The sequence below is a fragment of the Streptomyces rugosispiralis genome (genome assembly GCF_024505145.1).
Lineage (GTDB): Bacteria > Actinomycetota > Actinomycetes > Streptomycetales > Streptomycetaceae > Streptomyces > Streptomyces rugosispiralis.
Genome location: NZ_JANIAA010000025.1, coordinates 50,516 through 68,925, shown reverse-complemented (window position 1 = coordinate 68,925; position 18,410 = coordinate 50,516). Strand labels below are relative to the sequence as shown.

16 protein-coding genes are annotated in these 18,410 nt (G+C 72.2%); 7 read left to right on the top strand and 9 right to left on the bottom strand.

Going from position 1 to position 18,410, the window contains the following annotated elements; all coding sequences use genetic code 11:
• Nucleotides 1-116: 116 nt before the first annotated feature.
• Together NP777_RS29970 and NP777_RS29965 are read right to left on the bottom strand one after the other, a co-directional pair.
• Nucleotides 117-626, bottom strand: a complete 510-nt coding sequence (locus NP777_RS29970; RefSeq protein WP_256653297.1) for an ATP-binding protein — start codon at nucleotides 624-626, stop codon at nucleotides 117-119.
• Nucleotides 627-809: 183 nt separating this feature from the next.
• Nucleotides 810-1,178 (bottom strand): STAS domain-containing protein, encoded by a 369-nt coding sequence (locus NP777_RS29965; protein WP_198280435.1) that lies wholly within the window; start codon nucleotides 1,176-1,178, stop codon nucleotides 810-812.
• Between the two features lie 253 nt (nucleotides 1,179-1,431).
• Here NP777_RS29965 and NP777_RS29960 point away from each other — a divergent pair, with 253 nt between their 5' ends.
• Nucleotides 1,432-2,379 (top strand): RNA polymerase sigma factor SigF, encoded by a 948-nt coding sequence (locus tag NP777_RS29960; protein ID WP_256653296.1) that lies wholly within the window; start codon nucleotides 1,432-1,434, stop codon nucleotides 2,377-2,379.
• A gap of 140 nt (nucleotides 2,380-2,519) precedes the next feature.
• Here the strand turns inward: NP777_RS29960 and hutI are convergent, their stop codons facing one another.
• The 4 genes from hutI to hutU all read right to left on the bottom strand — a co-directional run bounded on the left by hutI (nucleotide 2,520) and on the right by hutU (nucleotide 8,183).
• A complete protein-coding gene (gene hutI, locus NP777_RS29955; protein WP_256653295.1) occupies nucleotides 2,520-3,698 on the bottom strand; it encodes an imidazolonepropionase in 1,179 nt (392 codons plus the stop codon).
• 44 nt (nucleotides 3,699-3,742) lie between these two features.
• Nucleotides 3,743-5,185, bottom strand: a complete 1,443-nt coding sequence (locus NP777_RS29950) for a formimidoylglutamate deiminase (RefSeq protein WP_256653294.1) — start codon at nucleotides 5,183-5,185, stop codon at nucleotides 3,743-3,745.
• Nucleotides 5,176-6,363: an allantoate amidohydrolase gene (locus tag NP777_RS29945; protein ID WP_256653347.1), complete on the bottom strand. Its 1,188-nt coding sequence runs from the start codon at nucleotides 6,361-6,363 to the stop codon at nucleotides 5,176-5,178. Before NP777_RS29945 ends, NP777_RS29950 begins: the two co-directional genes overlap by 10 nt.
• 161 nt (nucleotides 6,364-6,524) lie before the next feature.
• Nucleotides 6,525-8,183: a urocanate hydratase gene (gene hutU, locus NP777_RS29940; protein WP_256653293.1), complete on the bottom strand. Its 1,659-nt coding sequence runs from the start codon at nucleotides 8,181-8,183 to the stop codon at nucleotides 6,525-6,527.
• Nucleotides 8,184-8,405: 222 nt separating this feature from the next.
• Here hutU and NP777_RS29935 point away from each other — a divergent pair, with 222 nt between their 5' ends.
• Together NP777_RS29935 and NP777_RS29930 are read left to right on the top strand one after the other, a co-directional pair.
• Nucleotides 8,406-9,422, top strand: coding sequence for an MDR family NADP-dependent oxidoreductase (locus tag NP777_RS29935; RefSeq protein ID WP_256653292.1), 1,017 nt, complete (start codon nucleotides 8,406-8,408; stop codon nucleotides 9,420-9,422).
• Between the two features lie 105 nt (nucleotides 9,423-9,527).
• Complete coding sequence (locus tag NP777_RS29930; protein WP_256653291.1) at nucleotides 9,528-10,883, top strand: diaminopimelate decarboxylase; 1,356 nt, start codon at nucleotides 9,528-9,530, stop codon at nucleotides 10,881-10,883.
• Between the two features lie 524 nt (nucleotides 10,884-11,407).
• Here the strand turns inward: NP777_RS29930 and NP777_RS29925 are convergent.
• The 3 genes from NP777_RS29925 to NP777_RS29915 form a co-directional block, all read right to left on the bottom strand.
• Nucleotides 11,408-11,995 carry a hypothetical protein gene (locus tag NP777_RS29925; RefSeq protein WP_256653290.1) on the bottom strand — a complete coding sequence of 196 codons (588 nt, stop codon included), beginning with the start codon at nucleotides 11,993-11,995 and terminating at the stop codon, nucleotides 11,408-11,410.
• A gap of 203 nt (nucleotides 11,996-12,198) precedes the next feature.
• Entirely contained in the window at nucleotides 12,199-13,125 is a 927-nt protein-coding gene (locus NP777_RS29920) for a MurR/RpiR family transcriptional regulator (RefSeq protein WP_256653289.1), read from the bottom strand.
• A gap of 31 nt (nucleotides 13,126-13,156) precedes the next feature.
• Nucleotides 13,157-14,683, bottom strand: a complete 1,527-nt coding sequence (locus NP777_RS29915; RefSeq protein ID WP_391858600.1) for an aromatic amino acid ammonia-lyase — start codon at nucleotides 14,681-14,683, stop codon at nucleotides 13,157-13,159.
• A gap of 161 nt (nucleotides 14,684-14,844) precedes the next feature.
• Between NP777_RS29915 and NP777_RS29910 the strand changes: the two genes are divergently transcribed.
• The 4 genes from NP777_RS29910 (at nucleotide 14,845) to NP777_RS29895 (ending at nucleotide 18,406) form a co-directional block, all read left to right on the top strand.
• On the top strand, nucleotides 14,845-16,059 hold the full coding sequence (locus NP777_RS29910) for an ABC transporter ATP-binding protein (protein WP_256653346.1): 1,215 nt from the start codon (nucleotides 14,845-14,847) through the stop codon (nucleotides 16,057-16,059).
• On the top strand, nucleotides 16,056-16,697 hold the full coding sequence (locus NP777_RS29905; RefSeq protein ID WP_256653287.1) for an ABC transporter permease: 642 nt from the start codon (nucleotides 16,056-16,058) through the stop codon (nucleotides 16,695-16,697). Before NP777_RS29910 ends, NP777_RS29905 begins: the two co-directional genes overlap by 4 nt.
• 1 nt (nucleotide 16,698) lies before the next feature.
• Entirely contained in the window at nucleotides 16,699-17,376 is a 678-nt protein-coding gene (locus NP777_RS29900; protein ID WP_256653286.1) for an ABC transporter permease, read from the top strand.
• Between the two features lie 91 nt (nucleotides 17,377-17,467).
• On the top strand, nucleotides 17,468-18,406 hold the full coding sequence (locus tag NP777_RS29895; RefSeq protein ID WP_256653285.1) for an ABC transporter substrate-binding protein: 939 nt from the start codon (nucleotides 17,468-17,470) through the stop codon (nucleotides 18,404-18,406).
• Nucleotides 18,407-18,410: the final 4 nt, after the last annotated feature.

Below are 18,410 nucleotides of genomic sequence, written 5' to 3'. Positions count from 1 at the left end.
TGGGCGCTGACGGTACGCCGGGGACCTTGTCATGGGAAGACAAAGAACACGCCGGATCGGCGTGGGGCGGGGGAAGGGTGGGGGAAAGCGGGATCGTGGGGCCGGAGCCGTGCTCTTCAGCCCGGCGCGGCCAGTTCGGCCCAGACCGTCTTGCCGGTCCCCTCCACGTTCCGCACGACCCCCCAGTCCAGGCACAGCCGCTGGACGATGAACATGCCATGGCCGCCGGGGCGTCCGGCGCGGTGCGGGGTGCGCGGCGCGGGCGTACCGGTGCCGAGGTCCACTACCTCGAGCCGGAGCACTTTGGCGTTGCAGCTGACGCGCAGCTCCTCGGGGCCGTCGGCGTGCAGACAGGCGTTGGTGACCAGTTCGGAGACGACGAGCAGCACGTCCTCGGCGGCGGCCCGGTGGTCGGCGGTCGCGGCCGGAAGCCACCCCCAGTCGCGCAGCGCCTGGCGGGTGAAGTCGCGGGCGCGCGGCACGGCACCGCTGGCACCGATCAGATGGAGCCTGCGGATCTGACGGGTGGGGCCGGCGGTCGGGGGGACCGGTGGGGAAGCCGAAGCGGCGGGGCCGTCCGGGTCCGGGCCGCGGTCGCCCGGCGGGTACGGCCGGGTGGTGCTCATCAGCGCTTCACCTCACCGATTCACCGATTCAGGGACAAGGGATACCTGATCTCTTCAACAGTTTCAGCCTGTCTCCTGCCCGGCCATAGCGTGAGAACACCCACTACTTCCGCCCCATCGATGTGACGCGGGCAACGCACCGATGACCCATCGATGACACGCCGGAAACAGGAGTGAGCTATGTCACTCGACAAGGGCGGCGTCAAGCGACTCATGCACGGTAAAAACGGCATCCGCGCCCGTGATCTCGAACACCCGGGCAACGATCGGCAACATTCCGGCCAGGTGGACGCCACCCCCCGCGGCCTCGGCCTTGAGCCGCGCGCCAAGGAGGACATTGAGCCCGGTGGAGTCACAGAACTCCAGCTTCGAGCAGTCCACCACCAGCCGGACACGTCCCCCCTCCACGCATTTCTCAAGCGGCTCGCGCAGCACCTCGGCGGTGTGGTGGTCCAGCTCACCCACCGGCGTGACGACCGCACTCGCCCCGTGGTGCCGAACCTCGACCTGAAGTCGGCCCTTGCTGGCGCTGCCGACCATCCCGCGGTCCATCTGCGCACCTCTTCTGGCGTCTCGTTGCTTTCGATTGCGCGCATCGAACCCTACGCCTTCTACCCGCCGCTCCGGTAGCCGAACATTTCGCATAGTTCGGCAAATATGGACAACGTGGACTTGCCACTTCGTGGCCGATGCAGGTAGGGCTAGAGAGTCACACCCGCTTACGGCCCGGCTTTGGAGGCGCCGCTCACCGGAGCAGCACGTTATGGCACCGGCAGCCATATGCCGAAGAACGATGGAGGAGACTATGTCACCCCGCCTCGACGACACGCGTACCGAACCCTCGGGGAGTACTCGGACCACCGTTTCGTCGACCCCCCTACCCGAGCAGTTCACCCCCGACGTTGACGCCGCGGCGACCGTTGGCCATCTCTTCGATGAACTGCCGGAATTGTCCGATCTGCCGGAAATCCCGCCGTATGACACGGTAGCACCGGTGGACGCGAGGGCTCTGTCGAAGACCCTCTTCGAACGTCTCGAGGTGCTGGAGGAAGGCACCCACGAATACGCCTATGTGCGTAACACTCTGGTCGAGCTCAACCTGGCGCTGGTCAAGTTCGCCGCCTCCCGGTTCCGCTCCCGCAGCGAGCCGATGGAGGACATCGTCCAGGTCGGCACCATCGGCCTGATCAAGGCGATCGACCGCTTCGAGACCGGCCGGGGCGTGGAGTTCCCGACCTTCGCGATGCCCACGATCGTCGGTGAGATCAAGCGCTTCTTCCGCGACACCAGTTGGTCGGTGCGCGTGCCGCGGCGCCTCCAGGAACTCCGTCTCGACCTGGCCAAGGCCGGCGACGAGCTGGCCCAGCGGCTCGACCGCGCCCCCACCGTCGGCGAGTTGGCCGAGCGGCTGGACATCAGCACGGCCGAGGTCGTCGAGGGCATGGCCGCGAGCAACGCGTACACCGCGAGCTCGCTGGACGCCCAGCCGGAGGAGGACGACTCCGAGGGCGCGCTGGCGGACCGGATCGGATACGAGGACCACGGGCTCGAAGGCATCGAGTACGTCGAATCCTTGAAGCCGCTGATCGCCGATCTGCCCGCCCGCGACCGGAAGATCCTCTCCCTGCGCTTCGTGGCCAATATGACGCAGTCGGAGATCGGTGAGGAGCTGGGCATCTCCCAGATGCATGTCTCGCGGCTGCTGTCGCGCACCCTCCGTCGGCTCCGTAAGGGTCTGATGATCGAGGAGTGACGCCTCCGCAGACGGATAAGGGCCCGCCCCCGGATCGCCGGGACGGGCCCTTATTCGTGTGCCCTGTTATTCCTGTGCCCCGCTATTCGCGTGCCCCGCTATTCGCGTGCCTCGCGCTTATGGGTGTCTCTGCCGTGCCGTCAGACCAGGGTGCCCTCGTGCCACACCGCCGAGACCAGGGGCACGCCGGGGCGGTAGGCGAGGTGCACATGGGACGGGGCGTCCAGCAGCGCCAGATCGGCGCGGGCCCCCGGGCTCACCCGGCCCACGTCGGTACGGCGCAGGGCCCGCGCCCCACCGGCCGTCGCGGCCCACACCGCCTCGTCCGGCGTCATCCCCATCTCCCGTACGGCCAGCGCGACGCAGAACGGCATGGAGCTGGTGAAGGACGAGCCCGGGTTGCAGTCCGGGGACAGGGCGACCGTGGCGCCCGCGTCGAGCAGCCGGCGCGCGTCCGGATAGGTCGAGCGGGTGGAGAACTCCGCGCCGGGGAGCAGCGTGGCCACCGTCTCGCCCTGGGCCAGCGCGTCGATGTCCGCATCGGTCAGATGGGTGCAGTGGTCGGCGGAGGCGGCGCCCAGCTCGACCGCCAGTCGCACGCCGGGGCCGTAGGAGAGCTGGTTGGCGTGGACTCGCGGGATCAGCCCGCGCTCCTTGCCCGCGGTCAGGATGGTGCGGGCCTGGTCGCCGTCGAAGGCGCCCTGCTCGCAGAAGACATCGATCCAGCGGGCGTGCGGGGCGCAGGCGTCCAGCATCGGGCCGGTGACCAGATCCACGTACCCGGCCGGGTCGTCGGCGAACTCGGGGGCGACGATATGCGCCCCGAGGAAGGTCACCTCGTCGGTATGGGCGGCGGCGATGGTCAGGGCGCGGGCCTCGTCGTGCGAGGTCAGCCCGTAGCCGGACTTGATCTCGACGGTCGTGGTGCCCTGGCGGCGCGCCTCGGCCACATAGCGGCCGACGTTGGCGTGCAGCACGTTGTTCGAGGCGGCGCGGGTGGCGGCCACGGTGGTGCGGATCCCGCCCGCGCTGTACGGGCGGCCGGACATCCGGGCGTTGAACTCCTCGGTCCGGTCGCCCGCGAAGACCAGATGGGAGTGGGAGTCCACAAAGCCCGGAATGGCGGCCCGGCCACCGGCGTCGACCCGGTTGTCGGTGGCGGGTGCTTTGCTGGACCCACCGACCCAGGCGATGCGGTCGCCGTCGATGACGACGGCCGCGTCCCGGATCAGACCGAGGGGGCCTTCACCGAGGGAGGGGTCATTGGTGACCAGAGTGGCGATGTCGGTGATGGCCGTCGTGGGCGTCGCGATCGTCATCGTGGGGGTGCTCTCCTTCGTCGGCCGTGCCGGTAGCGGCCGGATCACGGTCCGTGCAGGGCTTCGATGGCCTCGGCCAGCGCTTGCGCCACACGCGGGACGAGCTGATGGGCGCCGTCCCGTACGACATGGCGGCCGCCGACCACGGTGTGCCGGACATCCGCGTTGGTCGCCGCGAATACGGCGGTCTCCGCGCCCAGCCGGGGCGGTGGCCCCGCGGTGCGCACCGAGTCCAGCGCGATCGTGGTGAGGTCGGCGAGCGCCCCCACCTCGATCCGGCCCGCCTCCGCGCCCCAGCCGAGCGCCGCATGACCGTCCACGGTGGCGGCCCGCAGCAGCCGGGCCGCGGTCCAGTGGCCCCGGGCGCGGGTGCGCAGCCGCTCGTCGAGCTCCATGGCGCGGGCCTCCTCCAGGATGTCGATCACGGCATGGCTGTCGCTGCCCAGCGAGAGCGGTGAGCCCGCGCTCTGCAGCTCGACGGCCGGGCCGATCCCGTCGGCGAGGTCACGCTCGGTGGTCGGGCACATACAGACGCCGGTGGACGTGTGGCCCAGCAGCCGGATGTCGCCCGGGGTGAGATGGGTGGCGTGCACGGCGGTGGTCCGCGGGCCCAGCACCCCGTGGTCGGCGAGCAGCCGGGTGGGGGTGAAGCCGTGCGCCTCCACACAGGCGTCGTTCTCCGCCGTCTGCTCGGAGAGGTGGACGTGCAGGGGCGCCGTGTGCTCGTCGGCCCAGCCGGACACGGTCGCCAGCTGGTCGACGGGGACGGCCCGCACCGAGTGGATCGCCGCGCCGATGCGGGTGTTGCCGTCGCCCTTCAGCCCGGAGACCCGCTCGGCCCAGGCTTCGGCCGTGCCGTCGGAGAAGCGCAGCTGGTGCTCGTTGGGCTCGGCCCCGAAACCGGAGGAGAGATAGCAGGTGTCGAGCAGGGTGATCCGGATACCGGCCTCGGCCGCGGCCGCGATCAGGGCCTCCCCCATCGCGTTGGGGTTGCCGTAGCGGGCGCCGCCGGGCGCGTGGTGGAGGTAGTGGAACTCCCCGACGCAGGTGATCCCCGCCATGGCCATCTCGGCGTAGACGGCACGGGCCAGCTCGAAGTAGCTGTCCGGGGTCAGCCGGTCGGCGACGCCGTACATCACCTCGCGCCAGGTCCAGAAGGAGTCCGGCGCGCCGTTGCGCCGCGTGTCGGCTTGGCCGTTCGCCTCGTCCCCCGTTTCGCCTCCCGTCTCGCCCCCCGTCTCGCCGTGCGCCCGGCTGTCCGCCTGGACGACACCGCGCAGGGCCCGGTGGAAGGCGTGGCTGTGGGCGTTGGCCAGCCCGGGGAGCGTCAGACCACGGAGCGTGACCGACCCGGCGGGTGGCCGCGGGCTCCCGGGCACCACCGCCGCGATCCGCCCGTTGGCCGCGGCCACGATCACCACGTCCGACCGCACGCTTCCGTCCACCCAGGCGTGCTCCGCCCAGTACGTCTGCGCCGTCAGTGACACGCCAGGCCCTCCAGTACCTCCGCGAGCGCGGCCACACCGGCGAGGCAATCGTCCTCGGCCGCCGTCTCCGCGGGTGAATGCGAGACGCCGGTGGGGTTCCTTACAAACAGCATGGCCGTCGGAACCGACGCGGACAAAATGCCGGCGTCGTGCCCGGCCCCGGTGGGGAGGATCGGAACGCCGCCGAGCAGGCCCGAGAGCTGGTCACGCAGGTCGTGGGCGAACTCCACGACCGGGGTGAAGGACTCCCGGGTGATCCGGACGTCCACCCCGTCGCGCTGTCCGCGCTCGACCGCGGCCCGCTCGATCTCGCCGACCACGGCGGCCAGGGTCTCCTCGTCGGCCGCGCGCGAGTCCAGCCAGCCGCGGACCAGGCTCGCGATCGCGTTGACCCCGTTGGGCTCGACGCTGACCTTGCCGAAGGTCGCCAGCGCCCCGGCGAGCTTCGCCTTCTTACGGGCGGCGAGGACGGTGTTGGCGTAGGTGAGCATCGGATCGCGGCGGTCCTCGATCCGGGTCGTCCCGGCGTGGTTGGCCTCGCCGTGGAAGTCGAACCGCCAGCGGCCGTGCGGCCAGATCGCGGAGGCGACGCCCACGGGGTCATTTGTGTCGGCGAGGGCGCGCCCCTGCTCGATGTGCAGCTCGACGAACGCCCCGATACGGGCCAGCCGCTCCGGGTCCGGCCCGATCGCCTCCGGGTCGTATCCGGCGCGTTCCATCGCCTGGGGGAGGCTCAGCCCGTCCGCGTCGCGGAGGGCGTGCGCCTGCGCGACGCTGAGCTGCCCGCTCGTCAGCCGGGAGCCGACGCAGGCCAGCCCGAAGCGGGCGCCCTCCTCGTCGCCGAAGTTGACGATGGCGAGCGGTTTGGTGGGGTGGGCGCCCCGTGCTCGTAGCTCATCGAGGGCGGCGAAGGAGGAGACGATGCCCAGCGGGCCGTCGAAGGCGCCGCCGTCGGGGACGGAGTCGAGGTGGGAGCCGGTGACGACGGCGTTTCCAGCTTCCGGGTCGCCGAGCCAGGCCCATTGGTTGCCGTTGCGGTCCACGTCGTAGGTGAGGCCGCGGTTCTGGGCTTGCTCCTTGAACCACGTTCTGCAGTCGGCGTCCGCGTCTGTCCAGGCGTAGCGGCGGTAGCCGTTCGTTGTCGTGTTGCGGCCGATGGGGGCCAGGTCGCGCCACATGTCGTGGAACGACGCGCTGGTGGTGGGGGGTGCGCCCACTGCCGTCTCAGCCTCCGTTTCATGCGCGGGTGCGGGCCGGTGGGTGGGTTGTGCCCACCCGTCCCTCCCCCAGCTACCGCTGGGAGGTGCCCCCTCCGCGGGACGATTGCCCACAACTCGGGTCATTCCGCTTCCCGCATGGGGATGCGGACGTCGCGTTCCTGCGCTACCTCGTCCGCGCGGTCGTAGCCCGCGTCCACATGGCGGATGACGCCCATGCCGGGGTCGTTCGTCAGTACGCGGCGGATCTTCTCACCCGCCAGCGCCGTGCCATCGGCGACCGTGACCTGGCCCGCGTGGATCGAGCGGCCCATGCCGACGCCGCCGCCGTGGTGGATGGAGACCCAGGAGGCGCCCGAGGCGACGTTGACCATGGCGTTGAGCAGCGGCCAGTCGGCGATCGCGTCCGAGCCGTCCAGCATGGCCTCGGTCTCGCGGTACGGGGAGGCCACCGAGCCGCAGTCCAGGTGGTCGCGGCCGATCGCCAGCGGTGCGGCGAGGGTGCCGTCGGCGACCATCTCGTTGAAGCGCTCGCCCGCCTTGTCGCGCTCGCCGTAGCCCAGCCAGCAGATGCGGGCGGGCAGCCCCTGGAAGTGGACCCGCTCCTCCGCCATCTTGATCCAGCGGGCCAGCGACTCGTTCTCCGGGAAGAGCTCCAGGATCGCCTTGTCCGTGGCCGCGATGTCCTTCGGGTCGCCGGACAGCGCCGCCCAGCGGAACGGGCCCTTGCCCTCGCAGAAGAGCGGCCGGATGTAGGCGGGGACGAAGCCGGGGAAGGCGAAGGCGCGCTCGAAGCCCGCGAGCTGGGCCTCGCCCCGGATGGAGTTGCCGTAGTCGAAGACCTCGGCCCCCGCGTCCATGAAGCCGACCATGGCCTCCACATGCCGGGCCATGGACTCGCGCGCCCGCTGGGTGAAGTCGGCGGGCTTCTCGGCGGCGTACGAGGCCATCTCGTCGAAGTCCACGCCGACCGGCAGGTACGACAGCGGGTCGTGGGCGCTGGTCTGGTCGGTGACGATGTCGATCGGGGCGTTCATCGCGAGGAGCTGCGGGACCAGCTCGGCCGCGTTCCCGAGCACGCCGATCGACAGCGGGCGCCGGGCGTCCCGGGCCTCGGTCGCGAGCTGCAGCGCGTGGTCCAGGCTGTCGGCGCGGACGTCCAGGTAGCGGTGGTCGATACGGCGCTCGATGGCGCGCGGATCGCAGTCGACGCAGATCGCGACGCCGTCGTTCATCGTGACCGCCAGCGGCTGGGCGCCGCCCATGCCGCCGAGACCGGCGGTGAGGGTGATCGTCCCGGCCAGGGTGCCGCCGAACTTCTTCGCGGCGACCGCGGCGAAGGTCTCGTACGTGCCCTGGAGGATGCCCTGGGTGCCGATGTAGATCCAGGAGCCCGCGGTCATCTGGCCGTACATGGTCAGGCCCAGCGCCTCCAGGCGGCGGAACTCCTCCCAGTTGGCCCAGTCGCCGACCAGGTTGGAGTTGGCGATCAGCACCCGAGGCGCCCATTCGTGGGTCTGCATGACGCCCACGGGGCGGCCCGACTGGACCAGCATCGTCTCGTCCTGCTTCAGCGTGCGCAGGGTGCGGACCATGGCGTCGAACGAGCGCCAGTCGCGGGCCGCCTTACCGGTGCCGCCGTAGACGACGAGCTTGTCGGGGTGCTCGGCGACCTCCGGATCGAGGTTGTTCTGCAGCATCCGCAGGGCGGCTTCCTGCTGCCACCCCCGGGCGCTGAGCTCTCCACCACGCGGCGCCCGTACGGGTCGCGGTCCTGTCATGGGCCAAGCCTCCCTGTGCCATCAACTGATTCGACCGAATCGACTGGATCGAGTTATTCACATCTTGATGCTGATGAATATGACTAGTCAATACCGCGGGGCTCCGCATACGCCCAGGTGGTTCAGCGCACCGGCTCACCGTGCTGGTCGCGGCCGACCCGCCCCGGGGCCAAGGGGTAGCGTCACCAGGTCGTATCCCCCACGCCCGCCGAGGAGCCCTTCGTGTCCCTCCCCGCCACCCACCGCGAGGTCCGTCTGGCGGCCCTGCCCGATGGGGAGCTCACCCCCGGTCACTTCGAGGTCGTCACCGCTCCCGTACCCACCCCCGGCCCCGGTCAGGTGCTGGTGCGCAACCGGCTGATGAGCGTCGCCGCCGTGATGCGCCCGCTCACGCTCGCCGACCCGGACGCCTTCGGCCTGCCCCAGCTGCTGCACAGGGCAGGCGAGGTGATGCGGGGCGCGGCCCTCGGCGAGGTGGTCCGGGCGCCGGGCACGGATCTCGCCCCCGGGACCCTCGTCCGCCACCGCGCGGGCTGGCGCGAGTACGCGGTGCTGAACGCCCCCGAGGTCTCGCCCGTCGACCCCGAGGTGCTGCCGGACCCCGCCGCCCATCTCTCGCAGGGGTTCACCGCCTGGCTGGGGGTGGTGCGCGGGGCCGGGGTGCGGCGCGGCGACACGGTGTTCGTCACCGGCGCGGCTGGCGGGGTGGGCTCCCTGGCCGGGCAGTTCGCCCGGCTGCACGGCGCCGCCCGGGTCATCGGCTCCACCGGCTCCCGGCACAAGGCCGACCGGCTGACGCGGGAGCTGGGCTACGACGCGGTCGTCCTGCGCGGCGCCGGATCGATCGAGGAGCAGTTGCGCGCGGCCGCCCCCGACGGCATCGACGTCCTCTTCGACACCGTCGGCGGCGAACAGCTGCGGGCCGCCCTGGCACTGGCCCGCCGCAACGCCCGGTTCGCCCTGGTCGGCGCGCTGGCCGCACAGCTCTCCGACGACGCGCTGACCCCGACCGCGATCAGCACCCTGGCCCTGATCACCCGGAGCATCACGCTGTGCGGCATCAGCGCGGTGGACCACCAGGACGCCATGCCCGGGTATCTGAGCGAGTTCGGCCGGGCGCTGCGCGAGGGCGCGCTCATCTACCCGTACACCCGGCTGACGGGGATCGACCGGGCGCCGGGGGCGCTGTGCGAGCTGGTGGCGGGCCGCCATCTCGGGGCGGTGCTGGTGGAGCTGTAGGTCCGCGGCCGCAGACCGCGCTCCCCACGACCACCCGGCGCCGCCGCCCCCGGAGCACCCCGCGCGGAGCTGGTCCGCGGCCGCTCCGGATGGTTGGCTGAAGGCATGACGTCGAAAGCGGTTGCGATGGCCACCCGGCGCGAACAAGCCGTACGGGCGGCCGTGGAACAGCGGCTGCTCGGCCCGGACCAGCCCGTCGTGGGGCTGCTGGACGTGGCCGGGATCCGCTCGGCGGCCGCCGGGCTGCGCGCGGCCTTCGAGGAGGTCGTCGCGCCCGGCACCCCCATCCTGCACGCCTTCGCGGTCAAGGCCGCCGCGCTCGTCCCCGTTCTGCGGCTGCTGGCCGACGAGGGCCTGGGCTGCGAGGTGGCCAGCCCAGGCGAGCTGGCGCTGGCCCGCGCGGCGGGCGTGACGCCCGACCGGATCGTCCTGGACTCCCCCGCCAAGACCGTCGCGGAGCTGCGCGAGGCCCTCGACCTGGGCATCGCCGTCAACGCCGACAACCCCCAGGAGCTGGAGCGGCTCGACGCGCTGGTGGGGCACCGCGCGGCCCCGCCCTCGCCCCTTGGCCTGCGGATCAACCCCCAGGTGGGCGGCGGCAGCATCGACGCGATGAGCACGGCCACGGCGACCTCCAAGTTCGGCGTGGCCCTCCAGGACCCGGGGGCACGCGCATGGGTCGTGCGCGCCTTCGCCGAGCGCCCCTGGCTGACCCGGCTGCACGCGCACGTCGGCTCCCAGGGCTGTCCGCTGGAGCTGATGGCGGCGGGCATACGGGCGGCCTACGAACTGGCCGAGGAGATCAACGAGGCGGTCGGCCGACGGCAGATCGACGCCCTCGACATCGGCGGCGGCCTCCCGGTGAACTTCACCTCCGACGAGGTCACCCCCGGCTACCGGGAGTACGCCCAGCTACTGCGGACCACCGTGCCGGGGCTCCTCGACGGGCGGTACAAGCTGGTGACCGAGTTCGGCCGGTCCCTGCTCGCCAAGTCCGGCCTGGTGCTGGCGCGGGTCGAATACGCCAAGTCCGCGGGCGGCCGCCCGATCGCGGTCACCCACGCGGGCGCCCAACTCGCCACCCGTACGGTCTTCGCCCCGGACGCCTGGCCGCTGCGCGTACTGGCCTACGACGCGGAGGGCCGCCCCAAGGCGGAGACCGGCGACGGCCCGGTCCCCCAGGACATCGCCGGTCCCTGCTGCTTCGCGGGCGACCTGGTCGCGCGCGACCGGCCACTGCCGGAACTGGCGGCGGGCGACCTGGTGGCCCTGCTGGACACCGGCGCGTACTACTTCTCCAACCACTTCGCGTACAACAGCCTGCCCCGCCCGGGGATCTACGGCTTCGACGCGACGGGCGCCGATGTGCGCTTCGCGACGGTACGGGAGCCGCAGACGGTGAACGAGATCGTGGCCGAGAGCGGCGCGAAGCATGCGCTGGGCCTGAGCCGGTTGCGGTAGGGCGCGGGGCGCCCAGGCTGTGGGGCTCCGAAGTCCGCCGTACAAGTGACGCTTTCGTCTGGGCCGGCGTTGATTGAGCATCGGGGCAGGTGGCGGCGGGCGCGGGCCGCGTCGCCCGCCACCGGCCGGTGGGGGCGAAGCCCGGTGGCGGCCTCTGTGACCTGGAGCCGAGGCCGTTGCCGGACCGCTGCTGAGCGGACGGTCTCGGTTGCCGCCCAGGGCCGCTCCCCCCGGATGGCCGGGCGCCGGGCGGGGCACCCCCTTCAAAAAATGCTTGATCTGGCGCAACTAATTTGTCAAACGTTTTCGAGAGGGGTACCCCAACCCCCGCTGTCCGGATCGGCGCGAGGCCCGGACAGGAGCGCCGCCGCAACCGGGGCCCGCCCCCACGGACAGTCCGCCGGCGACGGACCCCGGCCAGGGCACCCCCGGCCCCATGCTCAGATGCGCCGAAGGCGCGAGACGGCGCGGCACGCACCCACGCCGCGCAACTCCACCGGGGCAACCACGCCGGGACAACCCCCTCAGCGCGCGGCCGCCGCGACCGCGCGGGAGCGCCTCGCGCCACCCGGCCCCGCGTCACCGGCCACGATCCCCGTCGTCTGATAGCCGTCCACCGCCTTGCCCGCGGGCCGCCCACGGGAGACCCGCTCCGTGCGCACCCACAGCAGCGCGTCGTGCGCACGCTCCCAGCGGCCCAGCCACAGCGCCTTGGCCCACAGCCCGGCGCCCAGCCCCGCCAGCAGCATCCCGCCCGCCGCCGGAACGGCGAAGGACGAGCCCACCGCGGCGAGGAAGGCCGACAGCAGCCACCACCGCAGGGCGCGCCGCCGGGTCCGTACGGTCACCGCGCGGTCCTGGAGGAAGACCGCCTTGCCCGCGCGCGAGGCGTCGCGCGCCAGCTCCAGATACCGCTTCCGGCGCACCACGAACACCACGACCCCCGCGATCAGGAAGAGCGCCGCCCCGGCGAGCACTCCGATCCGGCGCCCGGTCAACCCCGGCACCAGCGCCCCGATCCCCGCGGCCAGCACACCGGGCCACCACAGCCACCCCGCGGGAGCCCTCACGATCACCGCCACCCGTGCCAGCGCATACGCCCCGCGCCCCACGACCGACCTCCTCACCCTGGTGAATCCCGGAAGAAATCCCTGCCGAATCGAGGAATCCAATCGAGGAATCTAGCCAGGATGCCTGAGAATTCGGTGAGAGGAACGGGGGTTGGCACACGGAATCGGCACCCGGAGTCGGCACAGAGTCGGCACACAGCGCGGCCCGGAAGCCCGGCTCACTCCGCGAACCGGCCCCGCTCCGCTCACTCCACGAACAGGCCCCGCTCCGCCGCCTTCGCGTCGAACTCCTCCAGCCGCGCCTGCGCGTCCGGCAGCGCGTCGCACATCGCCTCCAGCAGCACCCGCCCCAGCAGCATCGGCGCACACGCGGTGTCGAAGGCCAGGCCCGTGCCGACCGCGGCGGGCAGCAGCAGGTCGCTGTGGCGGGCGACCGGGGCGAAGGCGCTGTCGGCGACAGTGACCACGGTCAGGCCCACCTCCCGGGCGTACTCCAGTCCCTCCACGACCTCGCGCGGATGCCGCGGCAGCGCGAAGCAGAGCAGCGCCGTCGCGCCCGCCCGCTTCGCCGCGTCCACCCGGTCGTCCAGCATCGTGCCGCCCTCGTCGAGCAGCCGGACGTCCGGATGGACCTTGCGCGCGAAGTAGGTGAAGCCGCGGGCCTGCGCGGAGGCGGCGCGCAGGCCGAGGACCGGCAGCGGACGGGAGTCGGCGAGCAGCCGCCCGGCGCGGATGACGGGGGCGGGGTCGGCCAGCAGCGCGGCGAGATGGCGCAGATTGTCGATCTCGGACTGCACGGCCTGCTGGTACTCGTTGTACGACCCCTCGTCCGCCTGCGGCTCGGCGGGCGCGACATCGCGCAGATGCTTGCGCAGCGCCGGATAGCCGTCGAAGCCGAGGGCGACCGCGAACCGGGTCACGGACGGCTGGCTGACGCCCGCGAGCTCGGCCAGCTCGACGCTGGAGAGGAACGGCGCGTCCGCGGCCCGTCGCACCATGCAGTGGGCGATCCGGCGCTGGGTCGGGGTCAGCCGGTGGCCCTCGAAGAGCGCCTGAAGCCGGGCGGCGGTCGAGGCGCCGGAACCGGCCGGACCGCCCGGCACCACCGCCGCGACGTCCTCGCCCACCTGCGTCACCCGCGCACCGCCGCCCACCCCGTGTTCCGTACTCATCACGTCCTCCTGAGCCTCGTACCCTCGTACCTCAGACCCCCGCCAGCCGGTCGAGCAGGCGCGCGGCCACCGCCACATCCTCTGTCAACGGCCGGTCCTCCATCCGGGGATCGAGCACTTCCGACGCCAGGGCGAAGGCCACACCGGCCGGGAGCTCCGGGTCCGGCTCGAGGCCGCGCTGGCGCAACGCCCGTATGGCCGCCACGAGTTCACAGCCCAGCACCAGCCGGTAGTGGTCGGCCACCCGGAGCGTCTGGCGGGCGCCGAGCGAGGCGAAACTGGCTTGTTCCTCCACCCCGCGCGAGAGTACGGCGTGGCCCAGCGAGGCGGGGTGGGAGACCGCGCGCATCTCGCCGAGGGCCGCCCCCGCCGCGTATTCGAGGATCATCACGCCCGAGCTCGCGGGCGCGGCGTCGCCGAGGAAGGGGCGCAGCCGGGTGAAGTCGGGTTCGCTGAGCGCGGCGAGCCGGGCCGTGGAGAGCCGGGCGGTCTGGAGCGCGGCGAGCCGGAAGTGGTCCAGGGCGAGGGCGGTGTGCGCGGCGTAGAAGTTGCCGTGGTGGTAGGCGGCCTCGTCGGTGGAGCTGATCAGCGGGTTCTCGGCGGCCGCGTTGAACTCGACGGCCAGCACCCGTTCCAGCGCGTCCGCCGCGTCCAGCGCCGGTCCATGGATCTGCGGCAGACAGCGGAAGCCGTACGGGTCCTGTATGCGGCCGAGCGGCGGGGTGGGCCGGGACGGGGCGCCGAGCAGGGCCCGCATCCGGGCGGCGGCCGCGACGGAGCCGGGGTGCGGCCGGGACGCGTGGACGGGTTCGGCGTACGCCTCGTACGACCCGCCGACCGCGATCAGCGAGAGCGCGGCCACCGCGAGCGAGGCGGACAGCAGCCGCCGCAGCTCGGCGAGGGCGAGCGCGGATTGGCCGAGGGTGAGGGCGTTGCTGCTGATGAGCGCCAGGGCGTCGTTGCTGTCGAGCGTGATGGGGTCGGGGGCGCGACGGCCCGGGGCGGCCTCGGTGAGGTCCCAGGGGTGCTCGCCGACGAGCGCGAGACCGGTCTGGGCGAGCGCGGCGAGGTCCCCGGTGCCGACCGCGCCGTATTCGTTGATCACCGGGTGGGCGCCGCTGTCGAGTCCCTCGACGAGCGCGGTGATGACGGCGGGGCGCAGTCCGGCGCCGCCCGCCAGCAGCTGATTGGCGCGGACGGCCATCATGGCGCGCACCTCGCGGGCGGGCAGCGGTGCACCGATCGCGCCGGCGTGGCTGCGCAGCAGCCGCAGCCCGTGATCGGAGTCGGCCGGGCCGACGTCCTCGGTGCGGTTGGCGCCCACACCGGTGCTGCGCCCGTAGACGCGACCGGTGGCCGCGAGCCGGTCCGCGGTCTCCCAGGCGCGCTCGGCCAGGGCGAGCGCGGTGGGATCGGGCGCGGCGGGCCGGCTGCGACGGTCGGCCAGACGCGCGACGTCCACGACGCGTAGGCTCCGGCCGTCCAGCGTGATCCGCGGGTCGGCGCCGCCGGTGCCGTCGGCCGCCGCGTGATCAACATCCAGCATGTGAGACAACATCCAGGGCAACCCCTCTCAAACATGCCCTTTCCGGGCCAATTGCCTAGCGCTCCGTCCACATCGCGAGCAGAAGTAACCGGTGATTAACGCAGACCTCTTGACTTCTATTCACTCGACTATGACTGTGCATGACTATATGCAGACAGGGCAAGGGGAAGCGGATGATCAGCTTCAAGGACGTCAGTAAGCACTACCCGAACGGCACCACGGCGGTGGATCGCCTCAGTCTCGAGCTCCCGGAAGGGGGCATCACCGTTCTTGTCGGCACCTCGGGCTGCGGCAAGACCACCACCCTCCGCATGGTCAACCGCATGGTCGAGCCGAGCAGCGGCACGGTGAGCGTGGGCGGGCGTGATGTCCTCAAGGCGGACGCCGCCGAGCTGCGGCGCGGGATCGGCTATGTGATCCAGCAGGCCGGGCTCTTCCCGCACCGCACGATCCTCGACAACATCGCCACCGTTCCGCTGCTGCTGGGCTGGGGCCGCCGCAAGGCGCGGGCCCGCGCGGCCGAGCTGCTGGAGCTGGTCGGGCTGCCCGCCGACGCCGGCAAGCGCTACCCGCACCAGCTCTCGGGCGGTCAGCAGCAGCGCGTCGGGGTCGCCCGCGCGCTGGCCGCCGATCCGCCGGTGCTGCTGATGGACGAGCCGTTCGGGGCGGTCGACCCGGTCGTGCGGACCCAGCTCCAGAACGAGCTGCTGCGGCTCCAGAGCGAGCTGCGCAAGACGGTCGTCTTCGTCACCCACGACATCGACGAGGCGGTACGGCTCGGCGACCGCATCGCGATCTTCCGCACCGGCGGCCACCTCGTCCAGTGCGCACCCCCCGCCGAGCTGCTGGCGAGCCCGGCCGACGACTTCGTGGCGGGCTTCCTCGGCGCCGAGCGCGGGCTGAAGCTGCTCTCCCTGTCCACCCTCGCCGATGTGGAGCGGGAGCCCGTGCCCGCCGACGGGCAGCGCTGGCGGCTGGTCACCTCCGAGCGCGGTGAGCCGCTGGGCTGGCGCGACACCGAGGGACCGGAGGGCGACCGGGCCCCGCTGCTGCCGGTGCGCCCGCTGCGGGACGGCGACTCGCTGCTCACCGCCCTGGACGAGTCGCTGGCCTCCCCCGCCGGTCTGGTGGCCCGGGTGGACGCCGACGGGGTGCTCACCGGGATCACCGGGCGCGACGCGATCCATGAGTACGCGGGGCAGCGCCACGCGGAGGCGGGCCGCGCGGCCGCCCTCAAGAACGCCGCCGAGGCGCCCGGGACCGACGGGACTTCCGGAACCGACGGAACTTCCGGCGACGGGACTTCCGAAGCCGACGGAACTTCCGGCGACGGGACTTCCGAAGCCGACGAGGACCCGAAGAGCTCCGACACGAGCGTGACCGCATGACCATCGACTGGGGCTGGTTCCCCGACCATCAGTCCGACCTGGTCACGCTCACCCTGGACCACCTCTCCACCGCCGTCCCCGCCGTCCTCTTCGGTCTGCTGATCGCGCTGCCGCTGGCCGTGATCGCCCACCGGGTGCGCCCGCTGCGCGGACTCCTGCTGGGGCTCTCGAACATCCTCTTCACCATCCCCTCCATCGCGATCTTCGTGCTGCTGCTGCCGGTCACCGGCCTCACCCGCACCACCGCCATCACCGGCCTGACCATCTACACCCTGGTCGTGCTGCTCCGGAACACCGTCGAGGGCCTCGACAGCGTCCCCACCAAGGTCCGCGAGGCGTCCACCGCGATGGGCGCCCGCCCGCTGCGCACCCTGCTCACCGTCGAGCTGCCGCTCGCCTTCCCGGTGATCATGGCGGGCGTACGGGTCGCCACGGTGATGGCGATATCGCTGGTCAGCGTGGCCAGCTACATCGGGTACGGCGGCCTCGGCCAGCTGTTCACCGACGGCTTCCAGCGCAACTACCCCACCCCCGTCGTGGCCGGAGTCATCCTGTCCCTGGTACTGGCGCTGGTCGCGGACGCCGTGCTGGTCACCATCCAGTGGCTGTGCACCCCGTGGCTGAGGAGGCGTGCCTGACATGCTCGAACTACTCCAGAGCCTCCTCCGCTGGCTGACCAGCGGCTCCCAGTGGTCCGGTCCCGACGGCATCGCCACCCGCCTGCTGGAGCACCTCCAGTACTCGCTGCTGGCCACCCTGGTCGCCGCCGCCATCGCCCTCCCGGTCGGGCTGCTCATCGGGCACACCGGGCGCGGCGCGTTCCTCGCCATCAACCTCTCCGGCTTCGGGCGGGCGCTGCCGACCGTCGGCCTGGTCACGCTGGTCTTCCTGGCCAGCGGGCTGAGCATGTGGCCGGTGTACGTCTCGCTGGTCGCCCTCGCGATCCCGGTGATCGTCACCAATACGTACGCGGGCATGGCCGCCGTCGACCCCGAGGTCAGGGACGCGGCGCGGGGCCAGGGCATGCGCTGGTACCAGGTGCTGTTCCAGGTCGAGCTGCCGCTCGCGCTGCCGCTGATCATGACCGGGCTGCGGCTGGCCTGCGTCCAGGTCGTGGCCACCGCCACCATCGCCGCGTACGTCAGCTTCGGCGGACTCGGCCGCTATGTCTTCGACGGGCTCGCCCAGCGCGATCTGGTGCAGGTGCTGGGCGGGGCGGTGCTGGTCGCCGCGCTGGCCATCGCCCTGGACCTGGCGCTGGCCGGAGTGCAGCGCCTGCTGTTCCGCAACCGCCCCCCGCGCGCCCACGCGCACTGAGGCCCGACCCACCGGCTCGGCGACTCAGCACCTCGGCGCCTCGGCGCCCCACCGACTCAGCGACCTCACTCCGATCCGAGGAGACGACCCCATGAACCGCAGGAAACTGCTCGGCGGCCTACTCGCCGGCGCCTCCGTGCCCACGCTCGCCGCCTGTAGCGGCGGCGTCACCTCACTGAAGGGCGACGGTGGCAGCGGTGGCTCGGGCGGCGGCAGCAGCCTGGGCGGGCTGGTCATCGGCACCGCCAACTTCACCGAGAACCAGCTGCTGGGCTACCTCTACGCCGAGGCGCTGAAGGGCGCGGGCATCAAGACCAGCGTGCGGCCCAACCTCGGCTCCCGGGAGATCGTCATACCCGCCCTCCAGCAGGGCGATATCGATCTGCTCCCCGAGTACCAGGGCAATCTGCTGCTCCACTTCGACGACAAGGCCCCCCAGACCGAGGCCGGCGACCTCCAGAACGCCCTCACCGTGGCCCTCCCCAGCGGTCTGGAGGCCCTGTCGTACGCGGCCGCCGAGGACAAGGACGTCTTCTGCGTCACCCGCGAGGCCGCCCGGAAGTACGGGCTGCGCAGCTTCGCCGACCTCGCCGGGCAGAACGGCAAGCTGGTCTTCGGCGGCCCGGCCGAGGACAAGAACCGCGTGGTCGGCCTGGTCGGCCTCAAGGACCGCTACGGCGTGACGTTCAAGGAGTTCAAGGCCCTCGACGCCTCCGGACCCCTGGTCAAGGGCGCGTTGAAGAAGGGCGATGTGGACGTCGCCAACCTCTTCTCCACCGACCCCGACATCGAGGCCAACGACTGGGTGATCCTCGCCGACCCCAAGGCCCTCATCCCCGCCCAGCACATCGTGCCCGTGGTCCGCGCCGCCAAGGCCGACGCCAAGGTGCGCAAGGCCCTGGCCCGCCTGGGCGGCGCCCTCACCACCCACGAATTGGCCCGGCTCAACAAGCTGGTGAGCAACGACAAGAAGGACCCGGACCGGGTCGCCGCCGACTGGGCCGCCAAGAACGGCCTCACCAAGAAGTAGCGGC